Annotated in this window: 32 protein-coding genes, 1 tRNA gene and 3 pseudogenes; 23 read left to right on the top strand and 13 right to left on the bottom strand. The window is 41.0% G+C overall.

Annotation, left to right across the window (positions count from 1 at the left end; genetic code table 11):
- The 9 genes and pseudogenes from argS (at position 1) to aspA (ending at position 8221) form a co-directional block, all read left to right on the top strand.
- A complete protein-coding gene (gene argS / locus G4D76_RS06740; RefSeq protein WP_035785188.1) occupies positions 1-1647 on the top strand; it encodes an arginine--tRNA ligase in 1647 nt (548 codons plus the stop codon).
- A gap of 170 nt (positions 1648-1817) precedes the next feature.
- A complete protein-coding gene (locus G4D76_RS06735) occupies positions 1818-2696 on the top strand; it encodes a helical backbone metal receptor (protein WP_051238976.1) in 879 nt (292 codons plus the stop codon).
- Positions 2689-3231: an iron chelate uptake ABC transporter family permease subunit gene (locus G4D76_RS14890; protein WP_250130254.1), complete on the top strand. Its 543-nt coding sequence runs from the start codon at positions 2689-2691 to the stop codon at positions 3229-3231. Before G4D76_RS06735 ends, G4D76_RS14890 begins: the two co-directional genes overlap by 8 nt.
- Positions 3180-3641 carry an iron chelate uptake ABC transporter family permease subunit gene (locus G4D76_RS14885; protein WP_250130253.1) on the top strand — a complete coding sequence of 154 codons (462 nt, stop codon included), beginning with the start codon at positions 3180-3182 and terminating at the stop codon, positions 3639-3641. The genes G4D76_RS14890 and G4D76_RS14885 overlap by 52 nt, the downstream gene beginning before the upstream one ends.
- A gap of 90 nt (positions 3642-3731) precedes the next feature.
- Positions 3732-3920: a hypothetical protein gene (locus G4D76_RS06725; protein WP_213810903.1), complete on the top strand. Its 189-nt coding sequence runs from the start codon at positions 3732-3734 to the stop codon at positions 3918-3920.
- A gap of 5 nt (positions 3921-3925) precedes the next feature.
- Positions 3926-4696: a TolB-like translocation protein gene (locus tag G4D76_RS06720; protein WP_213810902.1), complete on the top strand. Its 771-nt coding sequence runs from the start codon at positions 3926-3928 to the stop codon at positions 4694-4696.
- Between the two features lie 164 nt (positions 4697-4860).
- A pseudogene (locus G4D76_RS06710) lies at positions 4861-5686 on the top strand (alpha/beta hydrolase family protein); the annotation flags it as partial.
- 15 nt (positions 5687-5701) lie between these two features.
- Positions 5702-6793 carry an aminopeptidase P family protein gene (locus tag G4D76_RS06705; RefSeq protein ID WP_213810900.1) on the top strand — a complete coding sequence of 364 codons (1092 nt, stop codon included), beginning with the start codon at positions 5702-5704 and terminating at the stop codon, positions 6791-6793.
- A 20-nt stretch (positions 6794-6813) separates the two neighbouring features.
- A pseudogene (gene aspA / locus G4D76_RS06700) lies at positions 6814-8221 on the top strand (aspartate ammonia-lyase).
- Positions 8222-8341: 120 nt separating this feature from the next.
- Here aspA and G4D76_RS06695 read toward each other — a convergent pair.
- Entirely contained in the window at positions 8342-8797 is a 456-nt protein-coding gene (locus G4D76_RS06695; RefSeq protein WP_026858912.1) for a hypothetical protein, read from the bottom strand.
- A 510-nt stretch (positions 8798-9307) separates the two neighbouring features.
- On the opposite strand from G4D76_RS06695, the gene G4D76_RS06690 reads away from it, so the two are divergent.
- From G4D76_RS06690 to G4D76_RS06670, 5 genes are all read left to right on the top strand, one after another.
- Positions 9308-10657 carry an IS1096 element passenger TnpR family protein gene (locus G4D76_RS06690; RefSeq protein WP_213810899.1) on the top strand — a complete coding sequence of 450 codons (1350 nt, stop codon included), beginning with the start codon at positions 9308-9310 and terminating at the stop codon, positions 10655-10657.
- Between the two features lie 11 nt (positions 10658-10668).
- Positions 10669-11286: a hypothetical protein gene (locus tag G4D76_RS06685; RefSeq protein WP_213810898.1), complete on the top strand. Its 618-nt coding sequence runs from the start codon at positions 10669-10671 to the stop codon at positions 11284-11286.
- A 27-nt stretch (positions 11287-11313) separates the two neighbouring features.
- Positions 11314-11451: a hypothetical protein gene (locus tag G4D76_RS06680; protein WP_213810897.1), complete on the top strand. Its 138-nt coding sequence runs from the start codon at positions 11314-11316 to the stop codon at positions 11449-11451.
- Positions 11452-11471: 20 nt separating this feature from the next.
- Positions 11472-12662, top strand: coding sequence for an amidohydrolase (locus G4D76_RS06675; RefSeq protein WP_213810896.1), 1191 nt, complete (start codon positions 11472-11474; stop codon positions 12660-12662).
- Positions 12663-12858: 196 nt separating this feature from the next.
- Complete coding sequence (locus G4D76_RS06670) at positions 12859-13224, top strand: MDR/zinc-dependent alcohol dehydrogenase-like family protein (RefSeq protein ID WP_213810895.1); 366 nt, start codon at positions 12859-12861, stop codon at positions 13222-13224.
- 138 nt (positions 13225-13362) lie between these two features.
- Here the strand turns inward: G4D76_RS06670 and G4D76_RS06665 are convergent.
- The 12 genes and pseudogenes from G4D76_RS06665 to G4D76_RS16775 all read right to left on the bottom strand — a co-directional run bounded on the left by G4D76_RS06665 (position 13363) and on the right by G4D76_RS16775 (position 19403).
- Positions 13363-14198 (bottom strand): annotated as a pseudogene (locus tag G4D76_RS06665) (PPK2 family polyphosphate kinase).
- Positions 14199-14468: 270 nt separating this feature from the next.
- Positions 14469-14591 (bottom strand): hypothetical protein, encoded by a 123-nt coding sequence (locus G4D76_RS15895; protein WP_256440544.1) that lies wholly within the window; start codon positions 14589-14591, stop codon positions 14469-14471.
- The gene (locus G4D76_RS06660) at positions 14567-15133 is read right to left on the bottom strand and encodes a tellurite resistance/C4-dicarboxylate transporter family protein (RefSeq protein WP_213810894.1); all 567 of its coding nucleotides are present in this window, start codon (positions 15131-15133) and stop codon (positions 14567-14569) included. The genes G4D76_RS15895 and G4D76_RS06660 overlap by 25 nt, the downstream gene beginning before the upstream one ends.
- The gene (locus tag G4D76_RS15890; protein ID WP_213810893.1) at positions 15133-15489 is read right to left on the bottom strand and encodes an SLAC1 family transporter; all 357 of its coding nucleotides are present in this window, start codon (positions 15487-15489) and stop codon (positions 15133-15135) included. The genes G4D76_RS06660 and G4D76_RS15890 overlap by 1 nt, the downstream gene beginning before the upstream one ends.
- A 90-nt stretch (positions 15490-15579) precedes the next feature.
- Positions 15580-15813, bottom strand: coding sequence for a hypothetical protein (locus tag G4D76_RS06650; protein WP_213810892.1), 234 nt, complete (start codon positions 15811-15813; stop codon positions 15580-15582).
- Positions 15814-15833: 20 nt separating this feature from the next.
- Entirely contained in the window at positions 15834-16427 is a 594-nt protein-coding gene (locus G4D76_RS06645; RefSeq protein WP_213810891.1) for a hypothetical protein, read from the bottom strand.
- A 729-nt stretch (positions 16428-17156) separates the two neighbouring features.
- Positions 17157-17396, bottom strand: coding sequence for a hypothetical protein (locus G4D76_RS16800; protein WP_371814633.1), 240 nt, complete (start codon positions 17394-17396; stop codon positions 17157-17159).
- Positions 17368-17688 carry a hypothetical protein gene (locus tag G4D76_RS16795; protein ID WP_371814632.1) on the bottom strand — a complete coding sequence of 107 codons (321 nt, stop codon included), beginning with the start codon at positions 17686-17688 and terminating at the stop codon, positions 17368-17370. Before G4D76_RS16795 ends, G4D76_RS16800 begins: the two co-directional genes overlap by 29 nt.
- 410 nt (positions 17689-18098) lie before the next feature.
- Entirely contained in the window at positions 18099-18416 is a 318-nt protein-coding gene (locus G4D76_RS16790) for a hypothetical protein (protein ID WP_371814631.1), read from the bottom strand.
- Positions 18417-18429: 13 nt separating this feature from the next.
- Complete coding sequence (locus tag G4D76_RS16785; protein WP_371814630.1) at positions 18430-18579, bottom strand: MFS transporter; 150 nt, start codon at positions 18577-18579, stop codon at positions 18430-18432.
- A complete protein-coding gene (locus G4D76_RS16780) occupies positions 18576-18863 on the bottom strand; it encodes a hypothetical protein (protein ID WP_371814629.1) in 288 nt (95 codons plus the stop codon). Before G4D76_RS16780 ends, G4D76_RS16785 begins: the two co-directional genes overlap by 4 nt.
- Positions 18864-18878: 15 nt before the next feature.
- Positions 18879-19403, bottom strand: a complete 525-nt coding sequence (locus tag G4D76_RS16775) for an MFS transporter (protein ID WP_371814627.1) — start codon at positions 19401-19403, stop codon at positions 18879-18881.
- 146 nt (positions 19404-19549) lie between these two features.
- On the opposite strand from G4D76_RS16775, the gene G4D76_RS06630 reads away from it, so the two are divergent.
- From G4D76_RS06630 to G4D76_RS06590, 9 genes are all read left to right on the top strand, one after another.
- A tRNA-Val gene (locus G4D76_RS06630) sits at positions 19550-19621 on the top strand.
- 142 nt (positions 19622-19763) lie between these two features.
- A complete protein-coding gene (locus G4D76_RS06625) occupies positions 19764-20486 on the top strand; it encodes an ABC transporter ATP-binding protein (protein WP_213810890.1) in 723 nt (240 codons plus the stop codon).
- Positions 20483-21271, top strand: coding sequence for an ABC transporter permease (locus G4D76_RS06620; RefSeq protein ID WP_213810889.1), 789 nt, complete (start codon positions 20483-20485; stop codon positions 21269-21271). The genes G4D76_RS06625 and G4D76_RS06620 overlap by 4 nt, the downstream gene beginning before the upstream one ends.
- A gap of 309 nt (positions 21272-21580) precedes the next feature.
- Positions 21581-21961 (top strand): VOC family protein, encoded by a 381-nt coding sequence (locus G4D76_RS06615; protein WP_213810888.1) that lies wholly within the window; start codon positions 21581-21583, stop codon positions 21959-21961.
- A 425-nt stretch (positions 21962-22386) separates the two neighbouring features.
- On the top strand, positions 22387-22917 hold the full coding sequence (locus G4D76_RS06610) for an ATP-binding protein (RefSeq protein WP_213810887.1): 531 nt from the start codon (positions 22387-22389) through the stop codon (positions 22915-22917).
- Positions 22918-23011: 94 nt separating this feature from the next.
- The gene (locus G4D76_RS06605) at positions 23012-23458 is read left to right on the top strand and encodes a hypothetical protein (RefSeq protein WP_213810886.1); all 447 of its coding nucleotides are present in this window, start codon (positions 23012-23014) and stop codon (positions 23456-23458) included.
- A gap of 5 nt (positions 23459-23463) precedes the next feature.
- Positions 23464-23847, top strand: a complete 384-nt coding sequence (locus G4D76_RS06600) for a hypothetical protein (protein ID WP_213810885.1) — start codon at positions 23464-23466, stop codon at positions 23845-23847.
- A gap of 112 nt (positions 23848-23959) precedes the next feature.
- Positions 23960-24796, top strand: a complete 837-nt coding sequence (locus G4D76_RS06595; protein WP_213810884.1) for an ATP-binding protein — start codon at positions 23960-23962, stop codon at positions 24794-24796.
- Positions 24789-25244 (top strand): hypothetical protein, encoded by a 456-nt coding sequence (locus G4D76_RS06590; protein WP_213810883.1) that lies wholly within the window; start codon positions 24789-24791, stop codon positions 25242-25244. Before G4D76_RS06595 ends, G4D76_RS06590 begins: the two co-directional genes overlap by 8 nt.
- Positions 25245-25906: the final 662 nt, after the last annotated feature.

The following is a 25906-nucleotide window of genomic DNA, read 5'->3' as shown; positions in this document are numbered from 1 at the left end:
ATGAACTTAAAACAGCAGTTAAAAGAAGCAATTGAAGCCGCGATTAAAAAAGCGGACATAGCAGAAGAAATTCCTGAAGTTAAAGTTGAAGTGCCGAAAGACAAAAATAACGGAGATTTCTCAACGAATGCAGCAATGACACTGACAAAGCTTGCACGTAAAAATCCTCGCGACATCGCACAGGCGATTATCGATAACATCGATAAAGAGTCAGCAAGCATTCAGGAAATCAGCATCGCGGGACCGGGTTTTATCAACTTTAAAATGAAGACAGCAGAACTCGCTAACGTGATTTATACTGTCCTTGATAAGAAAGAAGATTACGGACGTACAGAGCGTGAAACGGCTGAAAAAGTTCTGATTGAATTCGTGAGTGCAAATCCGACGGGCGATCTGCACATCGGGCATGCGAGAAATGCATCTGTCGGTGCAACGCTGTCGAACATCTTGGACTTTGCGGGCTACGATGTAACGCGTGAATATTATATTAACGATGCCGGCAATCAGATTAACAACCTTGCGAAATCGATTGAAGCACGTTATTTTGAAGCGCTCGGTGAAGCGCTGAAGATGCCTGAAGACGGCTACAACGGTAAAGATATTAAAGTAATCGGCGAGAAATTGGCGTCGGAGCACCCTGAATATAAAGACCTTGAACAAGCAGAACGTATTTCTAAATTCCGCGACCTTGGTGTTGAATATGAGATGCGTAAACTGAAAGCAGACCTCGCAGAATTTCGCATCAATTTCGACAGCTGGTTCAGTGAAACAGCGCTGTATGAAAGCGGCGAAATCGATGAAGCGATGACGAAGATGAAAGATAACGGTTATGTATTTGAAGCGGACGACGCGACGTGGTTACGCACGACAGATTTTAAAGACGATAAAGACCGCGTACTCGTAAAAAGCGACGGCACGCTGACTTACTTAATGCCGGATATTGCGTACCATTACGATAAAGTTGAACGCGGCTTTGACAAGCTGATTAACTTATTCGGCGCGGATCACCATGGTTATATTAACCGTCTGAAAGCATCTTTAGGCGCTTTAGGTGAAAATCCTGACAAACTGGAAATTCAGATTATGCAGCTGGTCCGTTTAATTGAAAACGGTGAAGAAGTGAAGATGAGTAAGCGTACAGGCAAGGCAGTTACACTGCGCGACCTGATCGATATGATTGGCGTGGACGCAGCGCGTTACTTCATGATTATGCGTTCGACGGATACTCACTTCGACTTTGACTTAGACCTTGCACGCAGTGAATCAAGCGACAATCCTGTGTACTATGCACAGTACGCGCATGCGAGAATCTGCAGTATTTTACGCCAGGCTAAAGAACAAGGTTTTGAAATCGACACGGAAAATCCTGTTGATATTATTGAAAACGAACAGGCACTTGAACTGCTTAAAAAATTACTGGAATTCCCGAACATCGTTAAAGGTGCAGCGGAAGCACGCGCAACACAGCGTATTCCGAACTATATCCACGACCTTGCAGCAAGCTTTCATAAATTCTATAACGCGGAAAAAGTACTCGGTGAAAATGCCGATAAAACACGCGCTTATATTTTAATGATCGAAGCTGTACGCCAGACACTTGAAAACGCACTCCGTCTGATCGACGTATCAGCACCTGAAAAAATGTAAAAGTAATAAGTGGAAGCCTGAACTGTAAAGTTCGGGCTTTTTGTATTAGGGACTTCTCTCTGTATAAAGGGGCTGAACTTTAATATAATAAAGGTAGTGTGCTGTTAAATGTTGTCGTTGAAAAGAACGACGGCAACGAATCTTTCCTCAATGAAAGGAGAATTATAAAATTGAAAAATATATACCTTTATCTAGCGCTGCTCAGCATACTTTTACTCGCTGCATGTAATAACGGCAGTGATAACGAGAAACAAATGACAAATACAAATAATGAAGACATGCGCATCATCTCACTGATGCCGAGCAATACTGAAATTATTACCGAACTCGGGGCAACGGACAATCTCGTCGGTATTACAACAGCCGACGATTATCCTGAAGACCTGAAAGAAAATCTGACACGCCTCGATACTTTTGCACTCGATGAGGAAGCAATGACGGCACTCGATCCGACACATATTATTTCACACGCCTCAAACCACGATGCGAATGCGGATATAATCACGAGGACAGCAGAAAGTACCGGGGCAGAGGTACTCGTTGTTGATGATGCACAGGAAATTGATAAAATTTACGACACAATCACTGATGTTGGAACCTTTATCAGCAAAGAAGGTGAAGCAGAAGAATTAAATACATTACTGCAGCAGGAGGTTGAAGAAATCCATAATCAGTACAGCGGAGAGAAGGCCGATGATAAAGTGTTTATTCTGATTTCAACGGCGCCGGATATATACACAGCGGGGGAGGATACTTTCATCGATGATTTTCTGGATACATTAAATATCGGCAATGCTTTTGAAGATGTGGCCGGTTACCCTGCGGTGACATCAGAAGATGTGATTGCGCGCGAACCGGAAATTGTACTTTCAACACTTGGTATCAGCAATGAAGAACTCACTCATGCGCTTGATGATATTTCCGGCCTGGAAGGCGCAGCAATAACCGAAGAAGAAAATCAATGTACACCGGATCCAAACCTGATTTCAAGACCCGGGCCGAGATTTACAGAAGGACTGACTGCGATTGCAGAGTGTGTGTATGAATAAAACCAACTGTATTCTCGTATTTCTGCTGATTATCAGTGTGGTGCTGAGCATTTTTATCGGTTCGGTAAATATCGGAGATATAAACAATATACAGGCATTCACCATTATGCTTGACGTGCGGCTGCCGCGTGCACTTATGGCTATACTAGTCGGAGCCGCACTCGCGATGAGCGGGGCGGTATTTCAGATTATCCTGAAAAACCCGATGGCTGACAGTTTCACACTCGGCATGGCGAATGGTGCAGTGCTCGGTGCAGCACTTACCGTCGTAACGATTATCCCGGCAGTATTCGCACCTGTGATCAGTATTATTCTCGGACTGCTCAGCCTGCTGCTCGTGCTTGTAATCGCACGAAAACTCGATTTAACTTACCGTCCAGAAACGTTAATTATTACAGGCATTCTGCTCGGGGCAATGTTATCCGGCGTGCTCTATATTTTATTCTGTTATTCCCGGAAGATACGGCGAATATTGCACGCTACATGTTCGGTTCGCTCGGCGGTGCGGATTTCACTAAAGTTTCGGTCTTATTAATACTGACAGCAGTGTCATTTATTATTTTGGAACGATACGGGCATGTGCTTGATCTATTGAAACTCGGTGATATTAGGGCACATGCACTCGGTGTCAACGTCAGCGTCATCCGTCCGGCATTGTTAATCACAGCAGCAGTGCCGCCGCTCGTTGCGATCAGCTATACCGGAATTATTGCGCTCGTCGGCATCATTATTCCGCAGATTATTTTATATATTAAACCGATGGCATTCCGGCCGCTGCTAAAACGGTCAATTTTACTCGGCGGCCTTTACGTGCTGATCATCGATACGCTCGGACGCACATTAATCGCTCCGCTCCAGATTCCGACCGGTGTAATGGTCATGCTGTCGGCAGTACCGCTATTTATATTTCTTCTGTATAAACGCATTCTTGTGAATCCCCGTTAACGAAAAGTCTGGGAGTTTGAATGTCAGAATATTATGTTAATTAGTAAACTCACGTTAAAGAATGTTATATTTAAAAAAGGGGGAAATTCAATGAGCAAAGTTTCTATTGATGATATTTTCAAAATTAAGTCGGTGTCTTCACCGAAAGTTGTACCGCAGTCTGACAGAGTCACTTATCTTGTGACGAATACTGATGAGGATAAGGATACTTACTATTCATATCTGCATAATTTTGACGGCAGGGGCAATATTCAGCTTACATATAAAACGAAACGATAACGAATGTGACTCATTCACATGACGGGGCGCTGACATTATTTACAGCACCGGATGATGATAAGAAACCGCAGGTATTTATACTGAGGCACGCCGGCGGTGAACGTGAACAGCTGACGCACGAAGACGATGGGGTATTCGGCGCGCAGTTTTCTCATGATGGAAATTCGGTGTTTTATCACGTTTCAAGTGAGAAGAAGCAAGAAGAGACTAAAGACAAAGACGATAAAGATAAAAAACCTGAAGCGGCAGTGATTACCCGCATGAAATATAAAAGCGACGGCGGTCCGGGATCGTACGGCGTCTTAAAAGAAAAATATACATCGGTAAAATCAATTGATATTAAATCCGGTCAAACAGAGACTGTCTTATCGGGTAAAGAAAACTTTACGCTTTACGATGTTTTTGAAGGCGGCTTTATATACGCAACTGACGTGAGCGAAAATCCTGATTTCAATTTTTCACAAAAGCTGTATCTCCGTAAAAATAATGAAGATACTTTAATCCGCGATGATGCCAGCATTATGAAGGCAGAAATTTCAGCGGACCAGAAGCATATTTTAATGACGGTAATGACCCGCAAGTTTAAAAATGCGACACATCCGCACATTGAAGTTTACGATGAAAAAATAACGGCATCCTCGATGTTACAACAAAACTGGATAAACCTGTCGGTGGACTGGTCGTGCAGGATACACAGCAGAATGCCGAAGGCAATACAGCCGAGTGGATATCAGATACTAACTATGTATTTCTTGTGTCGGAATTCGGCAGCGTGAACTTATACAAAGGTGACGTTGAAGGGAATATCCGTCCGCTCTTGCGCGGAGAACATAATATTTTCGGCATGGATGCCGACGCGGATGCTGCGTATTTAACAATATCTACGCACATATCGCCTAGTGAATTATATAAATTTGATTTTAAAACTGAAGCGCTGACGCAGCTGACAGAAATTAATTATGACTATGTCACGGATACAGAACTTGTTAAACCGGAAGCAATGAGTTTACAAGTTCGATGACACGGCTGTTCACGGCTGGTTTATGAAACCTGCGGGATATGAAACGGGTAAAAATTATCCGATGATCACGAATATTCACGGGGGGCCGCATGCCTTATATGCAAACACATACTTCCATGAAATGCAGGATCGCCGCAAAAGGTTATGCAGTATTATTCATTAATCCGCGCGGCTCGCACAGCTACTCTCAGGAATTGTTGACGCGGTGCGCGGCGACTATGGAAACGGTGATTACAAAGATATTATGAGTGCGGTCGATTACATTGCCAGTAAATACGACTGGATTGATTCAGACAATCTCGGTGTGACCGGCGGCTCTTACGGCGGCTTTATGACGAACTGGATTGTCGGTCATACGAACCGCTTTAAGGCAGCTGTGACACAGCGTTCAATCAGTAACTGGATCAGTTTCAGAGGCGTATCCGATATCGGCTACTACTTTACGGACTGGCAGATTTTAGCCGGGCTCGATGACCTCGATAAATTGTGGCTTCATTCACCGCTGAAATACGCTAAAGACGTTGAGACACCGTTATTAATTCTGCACGGTGAAGAAGATATCCGCTGCCCGATTGAACAGGGAGAACAGCTGTTTATCGAACTGAAATCGAGAGGGAAAGAAACGGAATTCGTCCGTTTCCCGGAATCGTCACACGACTTATCACGCTCGGGCAAACCGAGTTTGAGAATACAGCGTTTAGCTCATATTGCGCGCTGGTTCGAGCAGTATTTAACTCACAATTAATTGGAGGAAGATATAATGACAGGCAAAATCGAAGCGCTGGCACACAGCGTAAAAGCAGACTACTCAATTATTTCCGATCCGGTGAACATATTTTATTTTACCGGGGTGCACTTAAATCCTCATGAAAGATTACTGCTCCTTCTAGTCGATAATAAGACACTCGATACAGCGATGATTTTTCCAGCGCTGGACGGCGAAACGGTTAGAGCAAATACTGACCTTACAACGTATCTGCCGCACGATGACAAGGATGATGCATTCCAGTATGTATTCGAGACAATCAGTGCGGATAAAACAATTGCAGTTGAAGGTGAGCATTTAATTTATTCTAGATATTTACGCTTAATCGAAAAATACGCTCCTGAAAATATCCAGACGCTGGATGATGAAGTGAATTATCTGCGTGGTAAAAAGAATGAACACGATAAAGCCGAAATCAAACGTGCAGTTAAGATGACTGAAAAAGCACTGGAAGATTTAAAAACGATTACTGTAGAAGGGAAAACTGAGATGGAAGTTTCGGATTTCCTGGTTAAGCAGTTTAAATCATACGGCGCCGTTGGTCCGAGTTTCGGACCGAGCGTACTTGCCGGTAAGAAATCGGCAATGCCGCATGGTGATACAGGGACAGATGTAATTCAGCGCGGAGATTTTCTGTTAATCGATTTTGGTGTGGTTTCGGACACAGGTTATGTGTCTGATATGACGCGCACGTTTATCGTCGGGGAAGCGACAGAAAAACAGGAAGAAATTTATAAAACTGTGCTGCGCTCAAATCTTGCCGGTATTAAAGCCTCTCAAAAAGGTACGGTGATGGGTGATATTGACCGTGCATCACGCAAGGTCATCGACGACGATGCAGGTTACGGTGAGTATTTTATGCACCGTATCGGGCACGGACTTGGCCTCGATGTACACGAGTCACCATCAATTCACGGCGGTAACACAGACAAGCTTGAAGCGGGTCACGTAATTACGATAGAACCGGGAATTTACATTCCTGAAATCGGCGGTGTCCGCATCGAAGATATGCTGTATATTGATGAAGATACAACGTATAATTTTAATAGCTTTCCAAAAGATTTTGAATCGATGAGAATTAAATAATTTAGGAGCTGCATGTGATTATGGCAAACACGACTAGAATTGAATCGGATTTCCTCGGAGAAAAAGAAATTGATAATAATGCTTACTATGGTGTCCAGAGCCTTCGTGCTTGAGAACTTCCCGATTACGGGCTACCGTTTAAATACAGATTTAATCCGTGCTTTAGGGATGGTTAAAAAAGCAGCGGCACTTGGAAACTACGCGAACGGCGTGCTTGAAGAAGATAAAAAAGATGCGATTGTCCAGGCGAGTGAAGAAATTATTGCCGGAAAACTGCATGAAGACTTTATCGTCGATCCGATTCAGGGCGGTGCAGGTACTTCAACGAATATGAACGCTAACGAAGTCATTGCAAACCGTGCGCTTGAGATTATGGGTCGCGAGAAAGGTGACTATGACTTTATCAGTCCAAATAACCACGTGAACATGTCACAGTCGACAAACGACGCATTCCCGACATCACTGCACGTTGGTCTTTTAATCCATGCAGAAAGTCTGCTTGAGACGATGAATACGATGCGTCAGGCATTTGAAGCAAAAGCTGTTGAGTTTGATCACGTCATTAAAATGGGACGCACGCACCTGCAGGACGCAGTACCGATTCGTCTTGGCCAGGAATTCAGTGCATATGCGAAAGTGTTATCGAGAGATATCCGCCGCGTATCGAATTCACTTGAAAACCTTTATGAAATTAATATCGGTGCAACAGCAGTAGGGACAGGATTAAACGCCGATCAGAAATATATCGATACTGTAGTTGAAGAGCTGAGCAAGATATCGGGATATAAGTTAAAATCTGCTGAAAATTTAGTTGATGGAACGCAGAATACAGATGCGTATACAGAAATCTCTTCAGCGCTGAAGATTTGTATGATTAACATGTCAAAAGTTGCGAACGACTTCCGTCTGATGGCATCAGGACCGAAAGCAGGACTGTACGAAATTAACCTGCCGGCGCGTCAGCCGGGATCATCAATCATGCCGGGTAAAGTTAACCCGGTTATGGCTGAAGTGTTGAACCAGATTGCATTCCAGGTGATCGGGAATGATAATACAATCAGTCTTGCATCAGAAGCTGGGCAGTTTGAACTGAACGTAATGGAGCCTGTACTGGCATTTAACCTGATTCAGTCAATCGACATTATGAACAACGGTTTCAAAGTGTTCACTGAAAGATGTATTGCAGGGATTACAGCAAACGAAGAACAGATGAAATCTTACGTTGAGAACAGCATCGGTGTAATTACAGCGCTTGTACCTCACATCGGTTACAAAAAAGCATCAGCGATTGCAGTTGAAGCAATCCAGACAGGCGCTCCGGTCCGCCAGCTGTGCTCGAAGTATGAAGTTCTTACAGAAGCACAGCTTAATCATGTGCTGAATGCATTTGAAATGACAAACATCGGCGTATCAAAACTGCCGGAATAAGTTAATATTAGTGTTTAGTTATTTAGTTAGATAAAAATCTCCCGTGCTTTCCCGGGGCATCGCTGAAGCCTGTAGTCTTCAGCAGATGCTTTTCCCCGAGGAGTCACGGGAGATTTTAATTTATTCTTCTAAAAAGAGATAGTACTCTCCGAGTCCAAAATTTTTATAAACATTCGTCAGTTGAGTTGTCTCGTCACCTTCGTTTAATTCACCTTCAGAAACTGTGCCGCTGTAAGAAAAGTATTCATCTTCACTTTCTTCGAATTCAGTAAAATCAATTGTCATCGAAGCATCCCCATCTTCAACAGTAATTGATAAATTATTTTCTTCTAAAGAATACTCCCCTGAATAGGTATTGCCGTTAAGTGTTAATGTCACATCGTTTGCTGATTCAAAATCGAGTACCGGTGTGTTGGATGTGAACTTAATTTCTGCATTCTCAGCTTCTTCCTTAGAAACAGTCGGATTGTGTAAAGACAAACCCAGCGTTTTACCTTTGAGTTCGGACTCTTCACTGTCGCATCCTGCCACTGCCAAAAGAATAACACTTAATACTGTCAGTAAAATTTTGTTCATAGATGCCCCCCTTAAACTTGTTGTTAATACAAATGTACCATTAATTGTAATTACTTACATATATGATTATTGAAATACGTGGGATTTTTGCGCTCATGTATATGCAAATGACAATACGTAGTCATGAGACGTATTCATGCCTCTGATTCGGATGAATCGTATGTATGAGACTCCGTCATGACTATGTATAAAGTAATGCGTATACATGAGTCTGATCAGAGAACTTTCATCTGGCTGGAAACTAAACATTAACCGCATGATAAAGTCGCATACGGTCAATAAATAATTATCGACCGCATGTAGAACTTTCATCCGGCTGGAAATGTGTATTCAACCGGATGAGCTCCTCACATTGGGGTGAATACTTGCTTTCAACCGGATGAGCTTCCAACGACTCAGGAAATTGAGGCGGTTTTAATCAGCCAATAAGCATCACGGGATGCATTTCCGTCCGGTTTACGTGTAAAATAAGAGTAATGGATATAATGAATATGGCGGGAGGCAAGCAGCATGGATATACAGACTTTTTATCAAACGTATTTAGGCGAACATGAACTCATTCGGGCGAGTTTGTTTAATGCGGGAAACTTTACAACTAATGAAGCACTAATAAAATATAAAATGGAAGAACTTGAGTCACAGTCTGCTTTGAATGAAATGTTCGAGCATTTATCGATGTCGGAAGCGAAGCTGTTACGGCGTTTATCGACTGAGGAATCGTACGACGATGTGCACAGAGTGTCATATTTGCCGGCGAAGTACCCGACGCTTATCGACTACCAGTATATTTTGGAGGATAACGGGACTGAAGGTGTGATTCACTCTGAAGTGGTCAATGTGCTGAACAGCGCGCTCCAGCAGACGGGTATTTTCCCTTATACACCGATGTCGATTCCGGACAGTGAGACGATTGAACCGCAGGATGTGTCGAGGCTGGAGAAAATATATAACGGACCGATATACTGGCTCTACAATAATTTAACGTTTATTGAACTGAGACAGACGATGGCGAGGCTGAATATTAAATCAGTCGGGCAGTACAAGGATGATTATTTAAATGAAGTCATCGGGCATTTAACAGCACCGGAATATCTGCCGGTCGCATTAAGTCAGCTGGATGAAGTGTCGTACGCTCAAATTAAAGAGAATGTTCACAAAGATTATTCAGTCTATGAGAATCATCCGCGCTGGCAGACGGCATTGGAAACCGGTCTGCTGGTTAAGGTCCATCAGGATTATCTGGTGATGCACCGCGATGTACTCGGCGCCTTAAAAAAAGTGGATTTCAAAAAGAGCGGAAATGAAGATCATCCGGAAACGCCGGAGAATTACAACGCATACCGTATTACGTGTACGATTAACGGCTGTGAAGATATTACCCGCACAATATCGATTCCTGCACGCATGAACTTTTTAGAGCTTGAAATTATTATCTGTGAAGCATTCGGCTGGAATAATATCGGCAGTGGAGAATTCATGACAGACAAAGATTTAATCGCAAATGAAGACGGCGTAAATAAGAATGCCCTTATGGTCGACGTCTACTTAACGAATGAATACATTCAATATTTATACGACTCGGACGATGATTACGTCGTTGATATTACGCTTGATTCAGTGACGAATACCCTGAAGCCGCTTCCTGAAGTCGTGAGCTACGGCGGAGAAGTGCCGATTGAAAATATCGGCGGGGTTGATAAACTCATCGAAACTTTAAATATTTTACAAGATAAAAACCACCCGGACTATGTTCGCACCTATGCGAATGCACGCACAAAAAATTACCGGGAACGCTATCCAGTCAGTGCGACGAATAAAAAACTCGCGCGGCTGTTCAACAGAGGAAACCCAATCACTTAAGGAGGATAACGATGGATTTACAAACCTTCTACAAAACTTATTTAACATATTTGCATCTGGATAAAACAGGAGAATCCTTATCACAGCTGGAAAAGATTATCGAAGATAAGATTGAGGAAGCGAGGTCTGATGATTATTTAACACTCCTCGGAGACAGTTTAAAGATGGAAGAAATTGAACTGATTAAACGTTACTCAAATGCATTGACCGGCGATAATATTATTACGATGCCGTTCAATCCCGAAGAGAATCCATTTTTAATATACAATCACCATCTGCTTTATATCGGAGATGGAATGGCAGTCATGCATGAGGAGGTCATCGACGGTATTTTAAGAAACTTCGGTTCGACGATTCATTTGGCACCGCTGCCGGAAGGACTCAGCGTATCAAACGTTATTTTAAATAACGCCGAATATACAACAACGGTGAATCTGCTTGATTATCCGATAATCGAATTCTACGATCTCCTCCTAACTGAAGACCATATGAATTTAGTCGCACAAAATCTGGATCTTGATTTGGAAGAGTATCAACACGTGCTCAGCTTATCAATGCAATATCGAAGCGGCTCGTGCATAAATCGTATATTGAAGAAAAACTTAAGATGTTTGAAGATGAAGAACTGACACGTTTTAAAGACAAGCTGAAACGCGGTGAAGTTTTTATTTACAGAAGAAGAGGGTAATTGGGATACATTCCTTGCAACTGGGATTATTATGCCTTATTTGCCTAATGCAGCGATACTGCCGCTCGTTTTGTTTCACTTCTTTACAGAAGAGATTTTCAATTAATTCTAAAAGGGGTCCTGGACATGTCATTAAAAGAGAAGTTATTCAAACAGCTTGAAGAAAATGAACAGCGTATGATTGAAATCAGACGTCATTTACATGAAAATCCTGAACTCTCATTTAAAGAAGAAAAGACTGCTCAGTTTATCGAAGAATTTTATAAAGATAAAGACGTGACTCTGACAGCGAATGTCGGTAACGGCTACGGAATTATCGTTGAAATAGAAGGTGGTGCAGGCGATGGACCGACGCTGGGTCTCCGTGCTGATTTTGATGCGCTGCCGATTCAGGAAGAAGCGGATGTAGAATTTAAATCAAAAAACGATGGTGTGATGCACGCCTGCGGTCACGATGGCCATACAGCCTATATGCTGATTTTAGGTGAAGCGTTAATCGATTTAAAAGATGAATGGAAAGGGAGAATTAAAATCATTCATCAGCACGCAGAGGAAATACCGCCGGGCGGTGCAAAAAGTATTGTTAGTTCCGGTATACTGGATGACCTGGATGAAGTGTACGGTATTCATCTCATGCCTACGCTGGATAACGGTCATATTACATTATGCCCGGGCGAAGCGATGACCGGGCGTTCAAACTTTGATCTTAAAATTCAGGGTTCGGGTGGACACGGCGCAATGCCTCATACAACACACGATGCGCTTGTAGCAGGCGCTTATTTTATCACCTCGGCACAAACAATCGTATCAAGACGTATGAACCCGAATGACTCGGTTACTGTATCGATTACAGCATTCGATGCGCCGGGCGGCTATAACGTCATCCAGGACAGCGTAACACTGCGCGGTACTGTGCGTTATTTATCGATGGATAATAAAGAAAAAGTGTATGAAGAAATGGCTCAGCTCGTTAAAGGGCTGGAAGTGACATACGGCGTTGAATGTACGCTGAACTATGTATATGACTATTCGGTATTGTATAATACAGTTGAAAAAATCGGTGAAATCGAAACATTGCTCGCGGAGAGTGCAGGCACTTATTTTGAAAAAGTATACCGCGATAAACCTCAGGCAGCATCTGAAGACTTCGCATATTATCTGGAGAAAACACCAGGTGCATTCTTCTTCGTCGGCGCGAAACCCGACGGTGTCGAAACTGCATATCCGAACCACCATCCTAAATTCGAAGTTAATGAAAAATCACTGCTGATTTCGGCGAAAGCTATGGCAGAAGTTGTGCTGAATAAGTTAGGATAATAATTTAATTTTTATGAAATGATTCCTCGAAAGAGGCAAATCGCGTTATAGCTGTCGATAATAATGATATGAGACTCGCACACGCCAAGCAGACAAACATGTAGAGGTATATAACTACAAGCAATTTGATAACCTCGGCAAGCACATACATGAAATTACGAAAGGCGGCGCGGAAGTTGTTATCGACTGCGTCGGCATGGACGGGGAAATTACAAGTAAAGACCGCATCAAAACACTCGGCGGCCAGGTTGGTACAATTGATCCGATTATTATGGCAACAGATATGGTTAAGAAATTTGGTACTATTCAGCTGACAGGTATATACGGTACACCTGCCACCGGTTATCCAATCCACAAAATATTTACACGCAACGTCACAGTCAAGGCAGGACAGGCACCAGTAATTCATTATATGCCGGAACTGTATAATATGGTGGAACAGGGTAAAATTAATCCAACAGATATTATTACGCATCAGGTGCCTTTAAAGCAGGCAGAAAAAATGTATAAAATGTTTAACGATCGTGCAGACGGATGTATTAAAGTAGTGATGAAACCGTAAATTTGAGTTCACGGTGGCACGGAAAGCGTGATTGCGCGCCACCGAGAATCCACGGTGACACAGAAAGTATAATTGCGCGCCACCGTGCTTCTCTAAACTCAAAAAATGCTGAATCCGCAATGGATTCAGCACTTTTTCTTATTCGTTTTCCAGATCTTTAATATATTTATCGAGTTTTTTCTTATCTTCACCGGAAATTTCCGGAAATTCAGGATTAATGCCTTCCAGCACATGAATCATCGCTTCTGTTATAATGCGGCGCGTATGCCATTCATCATCCGCAGGAAGAATGTACCAGGGGCTGTGCCTGGTCGAGGTATTATTAAGCATATCTTCAAATACTTTCTGATAGTCATCCCATTTTTTTCGTTCTTCAACATCTGAAAATGAGAATTCCCACTGTTTATTGGGATCTTTCATCCGTTTTAAAAAGCGTTCTTTCTGTTCATCTTTCGACATGTTAAAAAAGAATTTTACGAAGAGAAACCGTTCTCTGATAAATACTGCTCATAATTATTAATCTGACGGTAACGTTTTTCAATTTCAGCATCACTATCTTCGAGTAAATCATGAATGCGTGTCGCAATCACATCTTCATAATGCGAGCGGTTTAAAATCGCAATCTGACCACGTTCAGGTTCACCGTCGTGAAGGCGCCATAAATAATCATGCTTCTGCTCAGTCTCACTGGGCTTGCCGTAAGTCGTAACTTTCAGACCCTGTGCATTCAAGTTCGAAAAGATATAGGAAATAGCTTCATCTTTACCAGCGGCATCGATTGCCTGAAGTACAACCATAATGCCGTTTTTGCCTTCAGCGTGTAATTTTAGATGCAGCTCTTTAAGTTTTCCCACGAGCGACGGAATAATATTCTGTTCAATATATTCGTTATCTTCTTTCTTACCATCGGAACATTTATAGTCTTTTAATTTTATGTTTTTTGTACTTGGTATTTTATAATCGGATAATTTCATCAGAAACACTCCTATTCAATGTGTATATCAAGATATACCCCATAAAACTTGAAGAGAATCATTCTACTGTGCCAGAGAGTGCGGTTCATTGTCACGGCAGGAGGTTTACTGTGCCAGAGAGCGCGGTTCTTTGTCACGACAGAAGGTCTACTGTGCCAGAGAGCGCGGTTCTTTGTCACGACAGAAGGTCTACTGTGCCAGAGAGCGCGGTTCTTTGTCACGACAGAAGGCTTACCGTGCCACTGAGCTCAGCTCTCAACCAGCGACCAGTTACATCTTCAGCCGTTTCCCGTGATGAATAAACAGACCTGCCATAATCAGCAGCCAGACGATAATTGCTGCAAAAATAGTAATCTGCGGAATAATCATCAGAAATTCCAGCTCCAGTGCCATCGACAGATTAGCCGTACCGACTGTATACATTGCAATCGGAAAGGCCATGCCCCCATATCAGGTGTGTAAGTCAGAGGATAATGATTTACAATATGGCGCCACACACCGAGTGTAACTAATAATGGAATCCACCATGTGCCGAGGGCCCAGAAGAACAGCGTGAATCCTTTAATGAAAATTTCAAGTTCAGCGACAATGCCTGTACTATTCAGGACAAGCACCGAACCTGCGAGCGTCGTAATCGCAAGAGCCCCCATGCTGATCCAGTAGGGCGGAGTTAACGACATGGCTTCGATTTTTAAAAACATCAGACGGTAAAAAATAAATGCAATAATATTTAAATATAAGGCACAGCCTAACAGAAACAGGCAAAGTGAGATAAAAACCATTACTTCAGAAAAATCCGTACTGCCTGCTGTGAGAGTGCCAAGTACAGCAAGTGACTGAGTCGATACGACAACGAGCAGCCAGCCGCCGTTCACTGATTCATCGACTAAAGGCTTCGCTTTTTTAATAATAATCAGAGTGAAAAATGTATACATCAAAATGAGCCAGACGATAAACGCCGCAATCCAGAAGAAAATCCGGTCTCATACATATTTTTAATAATAGCGAACTGACTGCCTAAAACGCCTGAAGCAGCAATTAATGTAAAGAAGCCGGGACCCTTGCCGTTATCATTTAAATCCTTTAAAAAATCAGCTGTATTAAACAGCAATCTTAAACCATTCAGTACGAGCAGCAGCACGAATAGAAATACGTTAAAATACAGCAGTATTTCTGCCGCGATAGGAATATCCAAATACCATAAGGATAATGACAAAGCACCAGTCGCCATTACCATGGCAAAGTAGCCTGGATATAAATGACGCGACTGGCGCTGTAAAAATTCAATCATGAGTTTCACGCTTTCTTCATATAAATAAATTCAATTTCATTAAAAGTTATTCTTCTCTTTTCTCAAGCTGGCGTTCACGCGTTTCCTGGATTAACCAGGGGCTGTCTTTTTCTTTTCGAGCCGTTTATTATCTTCTTTAATCCGGTCGAGTACAGTTTTCATTTCTTCATTTTCGAGCAGATAGTTTTCCTGTTTCAGCCGCTGGAGTTCGATTTCTTTATCGAGATACTGTAATTTAATCTTTTCCATACTTCTTCTGTGGGAAAGATAGTTACTAATGATGCTGGAAGTGATACCAGCAAGGATAATAATGAGCAGCCACATAGTAGACCTCCTAAAGAATCTTATTTAATTTCTCCGTCAGCATAGGGAATGAACTCGCCGTATACATATTCACCGTTCTCGTTCATATATTCCACCTGACCGTAAGTCCATACTCTGAAATACCCAGTTAAGCCGTGATGAATATTCTCAAAAGGTACTTCAAAGTAGCCTTCCTCTGCGTTTAATACAGGATCTTCAAAACTGATGAGCGACATATCGAGTACGTTTATGTCGTAATAAGCTGAAATGAAATTCATAACATTATCTTCGGTTACGACTTCAGTATTGGTGGTATGAGCGGGATAAATCAGGCTGATGTTATCATCTTCATCACCTTCAACTGCGATGTAGAAGTTGGAATCAGCAGCCGGCTGGTACGTTAAAATTCGCACAGAAGTACCGGTATCTTCAGGCGATAAATCCTGCGTCGGTTCACCGAAAGATTCGATGATTTCATCAAATGTAATATCTTCCTCGGGGGTGATTAACACCTGCTCAACAGATTCATCATGGAGAGTGTATCTGACGCCAATGTCGTTAAATACATCGTCGACGGGAATATCATCTTCATCCGACGGTTCTCCTAAAACAGCGGTCACTTCATCTTCTGTCATGCCGCGTTCAACACCGCCGTAGCTGTGATAATAATAATTGTTTAAATAATCCTTATGAAAATTAGGAGAAAGAATATCGACATTTCCGGAACTGTCGTAAGCTGGTTCAAGTTCAGGTTCTTCAGCAGGCTCTTCCTCTGAAGCTTCATCGTTTTCAGCAGATTCTTCCTCATCCGTTTCTTCTTCGGCAGTTTTTCTTCATCTGCTTCCGGTTCAGGCTCATCAATGGGTTGAGCGTTACTGCAGGCAGTAAGTAATAAAATGAAAAACGAATAGTAATAAACGAATTATGAACACATCCTTATTTTTAGTATTGGTGTTCGGCAAAGCTGTTTATGAAAACGGAAAGTGTTTTATCTTAATTTAAATTATACCTTAAATACTTCTGTGAGTTAAATGGGGAAAGAGTAGGGCAGATTGATTATTTGAATTCCTATGAGTTTGTTTCATAGGAAATCCGTAGTGTTTGGAAATTCAATGAGTTTGTTTCATAGAAATCCGCAGTGTTTGGGAATTCGATGAGCTTGCTTCATAGGAACCCGCAGTGTTTGGGAGTTCGATGAGTTTGTCTCATAGAAATCCGTAGTGTTTGGGAGTTCGATGAGCTTGCTTCATAGGAACCCGCAGCGTTTGGGAATTCAATGAGCTTACTTCATAGAATTCCTGCAACTAAAAACAAAAAAACAGGCAAATCTTCTCAGATTCACCTGTTCTTCTCTTCAATCAATGTTAAGCAAACATCTTCATAACGCCGCCTGCGACTGCCAAGTCAAAGTAGCCTGCGCCGACGCATTTGTAAATCGTGATATCTGTGTTGTTTTCACGTAAATATCCTTTATCGTATATATCAGCGAGTGTGCCTCTGATATCATCCCAGCTAATGATTCCTGCTTCAACTGCATCGATCAGCTCGCCGGCTTCGTCTTTCACACCGTCCATATCATCGACATAGATATGGTCTGCTCTCAATCTGGTCCATTTCTTTCATCTCGTGTGTAAATGAACCGACACCGTTAACGTGGGTTCCCGGTTTCAGCAGCTCACCGTTGTAGACGGGTGTCTTGCTCTGCGTTGCACAGTTAATAATATCGCTCTGTTCAACGAGTGCATCCACATCTGTCACAACTTCGATATCTGCCCAGATGCCAAAGTCTTCTAAACGCTTTTTAAACGCTTCCGCTTTTTCTGCAGTGCGGTTATACAGATAAATCCTCTGAATGTCGCGAACTTCAACGACACCTAAAACCTGTTCAAAAGCCATGTTGCCTGTACCGATTACACCTAATGATTTCGCGTCGTCTTGCCAATTTATCAGTAGCGATCGCAGTCATCGCGCCTGTACGGAGTCTCGTTAAGTACGACGCATCCATCGTCGTCTTATGGCGCCGTCTGTCAGGTCGTTACTAAAATATACCCTGCGTTGTCGGCAGATTTTTATTAGTCGGGAAAATCGACACCGTTTTAATAATAGATACCTGCTGCGTTAAGCTGATGCACGGCATGTACAGCATTGAGCTGTCCCCAGGCAGCACTGTACGGATTGACTCTACGATCTTATCTTCATTGTAATCTTTTAAAATTGCGTTAACGTCTTTAATTGCATGACTGATTTTATATTTTTTTCTATTTCTTTGTCTGTCAATGTAATCAATGTATTCACTCCATCTAGTATTATTCGGTATTCATTAATCTGTCTTCTTTATCCTGAGCGGATTCTCCGCGCATTGCGAACACTGCAATCAATGACACAATTGCGGTCATCACAATATACAGCGATACCGGAATGCTTGAACCGTCAAACTGGTTCATCAGAAATTCAGCAATTAGCGGTGCAGAACCGCCGGCAACGGCCGCACCAATCTGATAGCCGAGCGTAACCCCAAGTATAACGTACTTCTTTGAATGATTCGGAGAACATCGTTCCGAGGATTGCGGTAATCGGCGGCAGATTACAACCAGTCCGATGAATGTTGCTAAGATAACGAGCATCGGCTCATGTGTATTAACGATAAAGATACGGGAATGCGTAAATCAGCATCGCCGTTGCACCAATCAGGAACATCTTTCTTCGTCCGACTCTGTCGGACAGACTGCCCATAATTGGAATCATAATTGTCGTGAGCACAGATACCGCCATAATCGCCAGCATCATAAATTCGAATGATACGTCGAGACTCGAGACACCGTAACCGACGATGAACGTGTTGTAAAGATATAGAACGGTCCGGTTTCAACAAATTTAGCACCTGTCGTAATCAGTACTTCTTTCGGGTGCTTCTTAAAGATTTCAACAATCGGCAGGCGTCTGACTTCGTTTTTCTCAGCCGCTTCTTTCTGCATTGCGACAAAGGCTGGTGTTTCATCGAGTCCTTTACGAATTAACAGGCCGATAATAACGAGCAGCAGACTGAAAATAAATGGAATTCTCCAGCCCATGCTAGGAACATTTCTTCAGGCATTGCCCATGTGAGCAGGAAGAATGAACCGTAAGCGAGACGAGACGATAGGAATACCCATCTGCGGGAAACTTCCGAACAGCCCGCGCTGTTTCTTTGGTGCATATTCAGTAGCAAGGAGCAGGGCGCCGCCCCATTCTCCGCCGATGCCGAGTCCCTGTATTAATCTGAATAAGAGTAACAGCAGCGGTGCGGCAACACCAATTTGTGCATATGTAGGCAGTAAACCGATTCCTGCGGTTGCGATACCCATTAAGCTTAAAGTAATAATTAAGGTCTTCTTACGCCCGACCCTGTCACCGATATGTGCAAAGATGACTCCCCCTAAAGGACGTATAAAGAATGATAAAGCCAGACCGAAATAGGCCAGTATGTTCGACAGGAACGCGTCGTCGGTCACAAAGAACTGTGTATTAAAAATAATACTTGCGACTGCTGCGTACAGGAAAAAGTCGAACCATTCGATTGATGAGCCGATTAAACTTGCTGATAATACTTTTCTTCTTAACTTTTTATCCATAGTAAACCTCCCCTTAAGTCTGGCTATAGATTAGCACATATAAAAATTCATTAATATAAAAATTAAATATTCAGGCAATAAAATATAATTAGTATTGAGTTGATTTATTTACTGAACTGGCTTAAAGTAGATAAGTAAGCAAATTCGATTCCGTAGCTCAGCGGGAGAGCGCTTCGTTGACATCGAAGAGGTCGGTGGTTCGATCCCACTCGGAATCATTAACTGTATAAAAGCTGCATGATGTTTTTGCATCGTGCAGCTTTTTTTATTTGTCAGATTTACAATATATGTTATATGCTTAAGTGAATACAGGATAGGGTATTTGTCAGTATAATTGTCTACATAAAGGTCGTGATAACTGTGACTGAAATAATTGCTTCACTGCAGGATGCTGATAAGAAATTTTTCTTTAATCAGGTGCTGACTGATATTAATTTAAATGTTAAAGCCGGAGAAATAGTCGGACTGATCGGGCCGGAGGAATCCGGCAAGACAACGTGTATTCGCTGCCTGATTGGTATGGAGGATTTAACAGACGGAAAAGCATATGTGCTGGATGAACAGATGCCGAAGCGGAAAATGCTGAGTAATATCGGCTATATGGGCCAGGAAACGGCAATTTACGAAACGATGACGGCGCATGAGAATATGGTGTTTTTCGGCAAACTGAAAAAACTTAAAGGACAAGAACTTAAAAGCGAAATCGATAAAAACCTGAAGCTGGTTGAACTGCATGAAACGGGGCGTAACACGGTATCGAAGTTTTCAGGGGATATGAAGCGGAGACTGTCACTGGCTATTACTTTACTTTGCAGTCCTAAATTGGTTGTGCTGGATGAGCCCGGGGCAGGAATTAATCCAGAGCTGCGATTGTCGGTATGGAATCATCTGAGGACGCTTGCAAATGAAGGTGCGGGCATTATCGCAGCAGCACAGGGCATGAGCGGAGTCGAAAAATACGATAGAGTGGTATTGCTTAATAAAGGCAGAATCGTGGCAGAAGGGCCGCCGGAAGCATTGATGAATGAATATAAAGCAGCTTCAATCGAAGAAGTGTTCATAAATATGGAGGCGGTTACATGACGGGGATGGGTACCATTGCTGTGCAGACATTCAGGAGTATGCTCGGTAATGTTAAAATGCTGCTTTGGGTTCTGCTGGCGCCGCTCATTGTCATTACGCTGATGTATCTGGTTTTCGATGTAAAAAATGCAACAGATATACGTATAGGCGTGCCGGATACAATGGACCCGGCCTTTACAGAAGGACTGCCGGAAGATGTGGAAGTTCTGACCTATGAACTGACCCCGGTGCTTGACACACTGCTTGATTCCCATGAACTGGATGCGTTTGTCAGCATGGAAGACAAGACACTTAATGTCACTTATAAAAATGAAGACCCGCCGAAAACAGCTGCTGCAGAACAGGCGGTTGAGACAGGTGTCCGTGCTGTGGAGGATGAAAGACTGAAGGGAATTATGACAGCCCTGCCGGAAGAGGCGGAGATTCCGAAGATTGAAATTGAAACATCTTTTCTATACGGTAATTCAGCAAGTACGTATTTTGAAAAAATGTTCCCGATACTGACAGGTCTGGTGCTGTTTTTCTTTGTGATGGTATTTACCTGTATTACACTGTTCCGGGAACGTACATCAGGCACGCTGGAACGGGTGCTGGCAACGTCAATCAGACGGAGTGAGGTTATTCTCGGCTATTTAATGGGACTCGGTCTGTTTGTCCTGCTGGAAACAGTAATGATGGTGCTGTATTCGATTTACCTGCTGGATGTAACAATTGCCGGGAGCATGATATGGGTGTTCGTCATTATATACTGCTCGCGTTCAGCGGTGCTGCGGCGGGTATGCTGATTGCGCTGCTGTCTAAAAGCGAAGGGCGGCTGATGCTGCTGATTCTGCTGGTCACTGTGCCGCAGATATTTTATCGGGATTAATTCCCTTTGATTATATAGGAGGCTGGTTTAATAACATCGGCTATGGATTCCCGCTGAGATATGCAGGGGACGCGCTGACGGAAGTAATGATTAAAGGAAACGGCTGGTCGTATATTTGGAATGAACTGCTGGCTTTAGCACTGTTCATTATTGGCTTTACGGCGCTTAGTATTTTAGGACTCAAGAAACACCGGAGAGTTTAATCTTTTTAAAAGGACTGATATAAATGATTAAAAAACTGGCGAACGTCATGCTGTATGTGGAAGATATCGATATGGCGGTGGACTTCTGGACGAAGCAATTAGACTTTACGGTGAAAGAAGAACTGGATCTGATGGAGAACTTTAAAGGATATGAAGTGGCACCGGATACTGAATCAGAAACGACAATAGTCATGTTTCCGCTTGAGTTTATCGAAAAATACAGTCCGGAAGTGAGCAGGGAAACGCCGTCATTAATGTTTGAAGTGGAGAATATTGAAGCGGTGTATGAAAAGGTGAAAGAAAAAGGCATCAATGTCGGAGAACTGGTGGAGATACCGGGGATGAAGACGTTTAACTTTAACGACGGGCAGGAAAATTACTTTGCGGTGAGTGAAGCGGTTTGATAGGGGACTGATGAGATGGTTGAATTTGTTGAGATAAATGAAGAGAATTATGAAGAGGTATTGAAGCTGAAAGTGACAGACGAGCAGGACGAGGATAAGGATAGAGCCTAATTATAGATCCATCTGTTTAATTTCTCAAAAGCGACATCTGAAGAATGAACAGTTTACATCGTTTGTTATAAAGCCAATTCTTTTTTTATGTGGTATATAACATTTAGAAAACCCTAGGGGTTAACGGAATTAAGTGAGGAAAACTTCAATATTATTTTTCAAACCTTGTACATTGTGTTTTAAAAAGAAGGATATATAGTGAACTAGTATACAGAACTGGAATTTTTCTTTAAAACTTTAAAATCAAATTACTGATATAATAAATTTACTTATGTATTTACAGAAGATAAGTGCAAAGAGGGAGAGATGAAATAATGAAAAACATACCATTTACAATCTCCGCTAGAACAGTGAAATTGTTAGGTAGAGAAAACGTGAGTAATGCCGAAGGAGCAGTTATAGAACTTGTCAAAAATAGTTATGATGCAGGTGCTCAGATAGGTGCTGTTTTCTTTGATAAAAGAGATACTGATTCTAAAAAACATGCTATTTATATTATCGATAATGGATCTGGAATGAATGAAGAAATAATTGAAAAACAATGGATGACAATTGGTACAGACAATAAAGAAGTGAACTTTATCGGAGTTGATGGAAGAGTTCAGTCAGGTGCGAAAGGTATTGGAAGGCTATCTTTAGATCGATTGGGCAACAAAACTGAATTATATACATCACATAAGGAAGAGGAAAGAATTATACGATGGGATGTAACGTGGGGGGACTTTGAAACAGAGGGCATATCATTAAACAATGTATTTGCTCAGATTGAAAAACAAAAAGGATCTTTATTAAATATTTTAGAAACAATCTATTTAATTATAAAGAGTTTGAATTATTTTACGTAATTATAATTTTTCTACCGGAACAATTATTAAAATATCAGAGCTAAGAGATGATTGGGACTATCATGACACTGCAAAGTTATTCAAAGATTTATCAATGATAGTCCCGCCGGTAGAAAACAGTCAATATAAAATTGTACTAAAGTCGACCATAGCTCCTGGAGAATTCGGTATAGCAGAAGTTCTCATACAAGATGAATATGATTATAAAGTAAAAGCTACTTTACACGACAATAAATTACTTTCTATAGAAGTTTGGAGAAATGAATTCGACTATAACATTATAGATTTGGATTTATTTAATTTGCACGAGATGAAGACACACCCTTTTGACATAGAAACTTTTGAAAAAGGATATTTCAAAAAAAACTATTTATTAAAAGAGTTAGTTCCAGGTTTAGAAGGTAAAACGGAAGAAGAAATATATGAAGAAATCGGGCCTTTTGAATTTACTTTTTACTTTATGAAATCAAGCATGACAAAAAAGGACCAAAGAAATTCTATTATAAGAATTTTAATGTACATGAAAGAAATAAATGGTTAAAAGAAATGACAGGAATAAAGCTCTATAGAGACAACTTTCGTGTAAGACCTTATGGAGAAAACGGCGGAACCTCGTATGATTGGTTACAGCTAGGGGACAGAGCGAATAGAAGTACAGCAGGACCAACACATCGATCTGGTCAATGGAGAGTAAAACCTTATCAGCTTTCTGGTAATATCTCTATTTCTAGGTTAACTAATATAAATTTTGAAGATAAATCAAGTCGTGAAGGAGTACAAGAAAATTATTCATTTTCTATCTTTACTCAATTGATAACTAAAATAGTCAACGTATTTGAAAAAGATAGGCAGCACGTTATGAGAGCAATGGATAAACTAGTGAATAAAAAAATGAAATTGAACGTAATAAGAATAAAGCGAGCCAAATAGCTAACCAAATAGTGAAAGATACGAAAAAATCAAATTCTAATAGAGAGGAATCAGTGGCTGTAACTAAGTTACCAAAAGAAGATGATACTAAACAAATAGAAGAAAAGGAAAATTGAAAATTTTAGCCGCTACTTATTTGGAAGCTGTGAAAGAAAATAAGGATTTGATTGGAGAACTTCAATTATTAAGAGCAATGGCTGGCACAGGCTTAACGATAAGTACCTTTGCTCATGAACTAAAAAATATGAGTGCTCAATTAGTATCTCGTAATGATAATTTGAAAGAGATATTAAAACCCTTGATTAAAGAAGAACAGTTGACAACATTAAGAAAGTTTCAAAATCCTTACATCATAATTGAAGACATGAAATTGCAAGACGAGAAACTGAAAAGTTGGTTAGATATTTCTCTAGAAACTATAAAAAAGGATAAAAGAAGTAGAAAGAAAACAGACCTATTTACAGTCCTCAATGATTTAGAGGAATTATGGAGACCTGTAATGGAGTCACAAGGAACCACAATTAAGGTTCCTGAACCTTTAGATAGACAGTGTATCTTTAGATTGTTTACTGTCGATTTTGATAGTATTTTTAACAACCTGATCTCAAATTCTACAGCTGCCTTTAAACGACGAGACGCTATGAAAAAAAGAGAAATTATTATTGATTTAAAAGAAGAAGATAAAAACATTGTAATTACATATGAAGATTCAGGGCCGGGTCTTCCAGAAGGAATAAAAGATCCTAATATAATATTTGAACCACTATTTACCACAAAGCTAGATAAAGAAGGTAAAGAGGTTGGTACAGGTCTAGGTATGTGGATAGTCAAGTCTACAGTGGAAGAGTATAGCGGTAAGATTAATATTTCGAAAAGTAGACCTAATTTTAAAGTAGAAATACTTCTTCCACTAAAATATGGAGAAGGGATAATTAATAATAATGTTTAAAGTAGCATATTTAGATGATGAAGAAGCTGTAATACGACAATTTCAGATTTCTACTATGGATAAACTTGATATTCCCGATAATGAACTAACTGATGATATTGAAAGCATAATATTTATGTTAAAAGAAGAGAAATACGATGCTCTAATTATGGACTATTCTCTCAATGACACCAAAGATGGAATAAATTTCACTGGTATCGATGTAATAAATAAAGTTTTTGAAGAGATGGAAGACTTTCCATGTTTTATACTAACTTCATTTGAGGAGACCGCTGAAGAAGGAAATATTAATCCGGATATGATTTACTCGAAAAGTGACGTTTTAGGAGATTCAGCCCGGTTTGTAAGAAAAATTATAAGAAAAATTAATTACCAAGAAAAATTAAATCTTATCAACAGGGTGTCGCTACACTTGTCCAAACTTCTTCTGAGAGACCACTTAAATTAGAAGAAGAAGAGCGACTAATTCATATGGATAATTTCTTGGAAAGAGTTTCAAGTAAAAGTGGTGCGATACCAGAAGAATTAAAAAGTACAAAGAATAATCAATTATTAAAATCTCTTATTGAGAAAACTGAAATGATTTGGAAGAGTTGGAAAACGATGAATAAAATTTATCCTGTAAGATACGAAGAACCAAAAAAGAACATGTACTAAGATATATTCTCAATACAGAACTTATAAAAAATACTTAGCAGAAGATTTTTTTAATAGATGCGGTGCGGTATTGTGGTGATTTTGATGGATGGATTGGTGGAATGTCGGCGTATCATATTGATCACTTTGCACCAAAGAAAAATTCGAATTATTAATGAACAACTATGATAATTTAGTATATTGCTTGTCCATATTGTAACCGATTTAAAAGTGATGAATGGCCATCAGAAAGTCATGAGATTAGTATTGTAGGAAATGAAGGTTTTATCGATCCATGTGATGGAGTTTATGAAGAACATCTTCAACGTAATATCGATGGTAGTATTGTACCTTCTACAGAGCTTGGTAAGTATATCTATAACCAATTACAATTAAACTTGACTCGTCATAAAGTATTATGGAATCTTTCGAAATTAAGTAAGTTGAAATTTCAACTAAAAGATAAAATTGAAG

It is taken from the genome of Jeotgalicoccus sp. WY2, assembly GCF_018437745.1.
Classification (GTDB): domain Bacteria; phylum Bacillota; class Bacilli; order Staphylococcales; family Salinicoccaceae; genus Jeotgalicoccus; species Jeotgalicoccus psychrophilus.
Note: the sequence above shows the minus strand (reverse complement) of the source record. Positions and strands in the feature narration are given on the sequence as shown.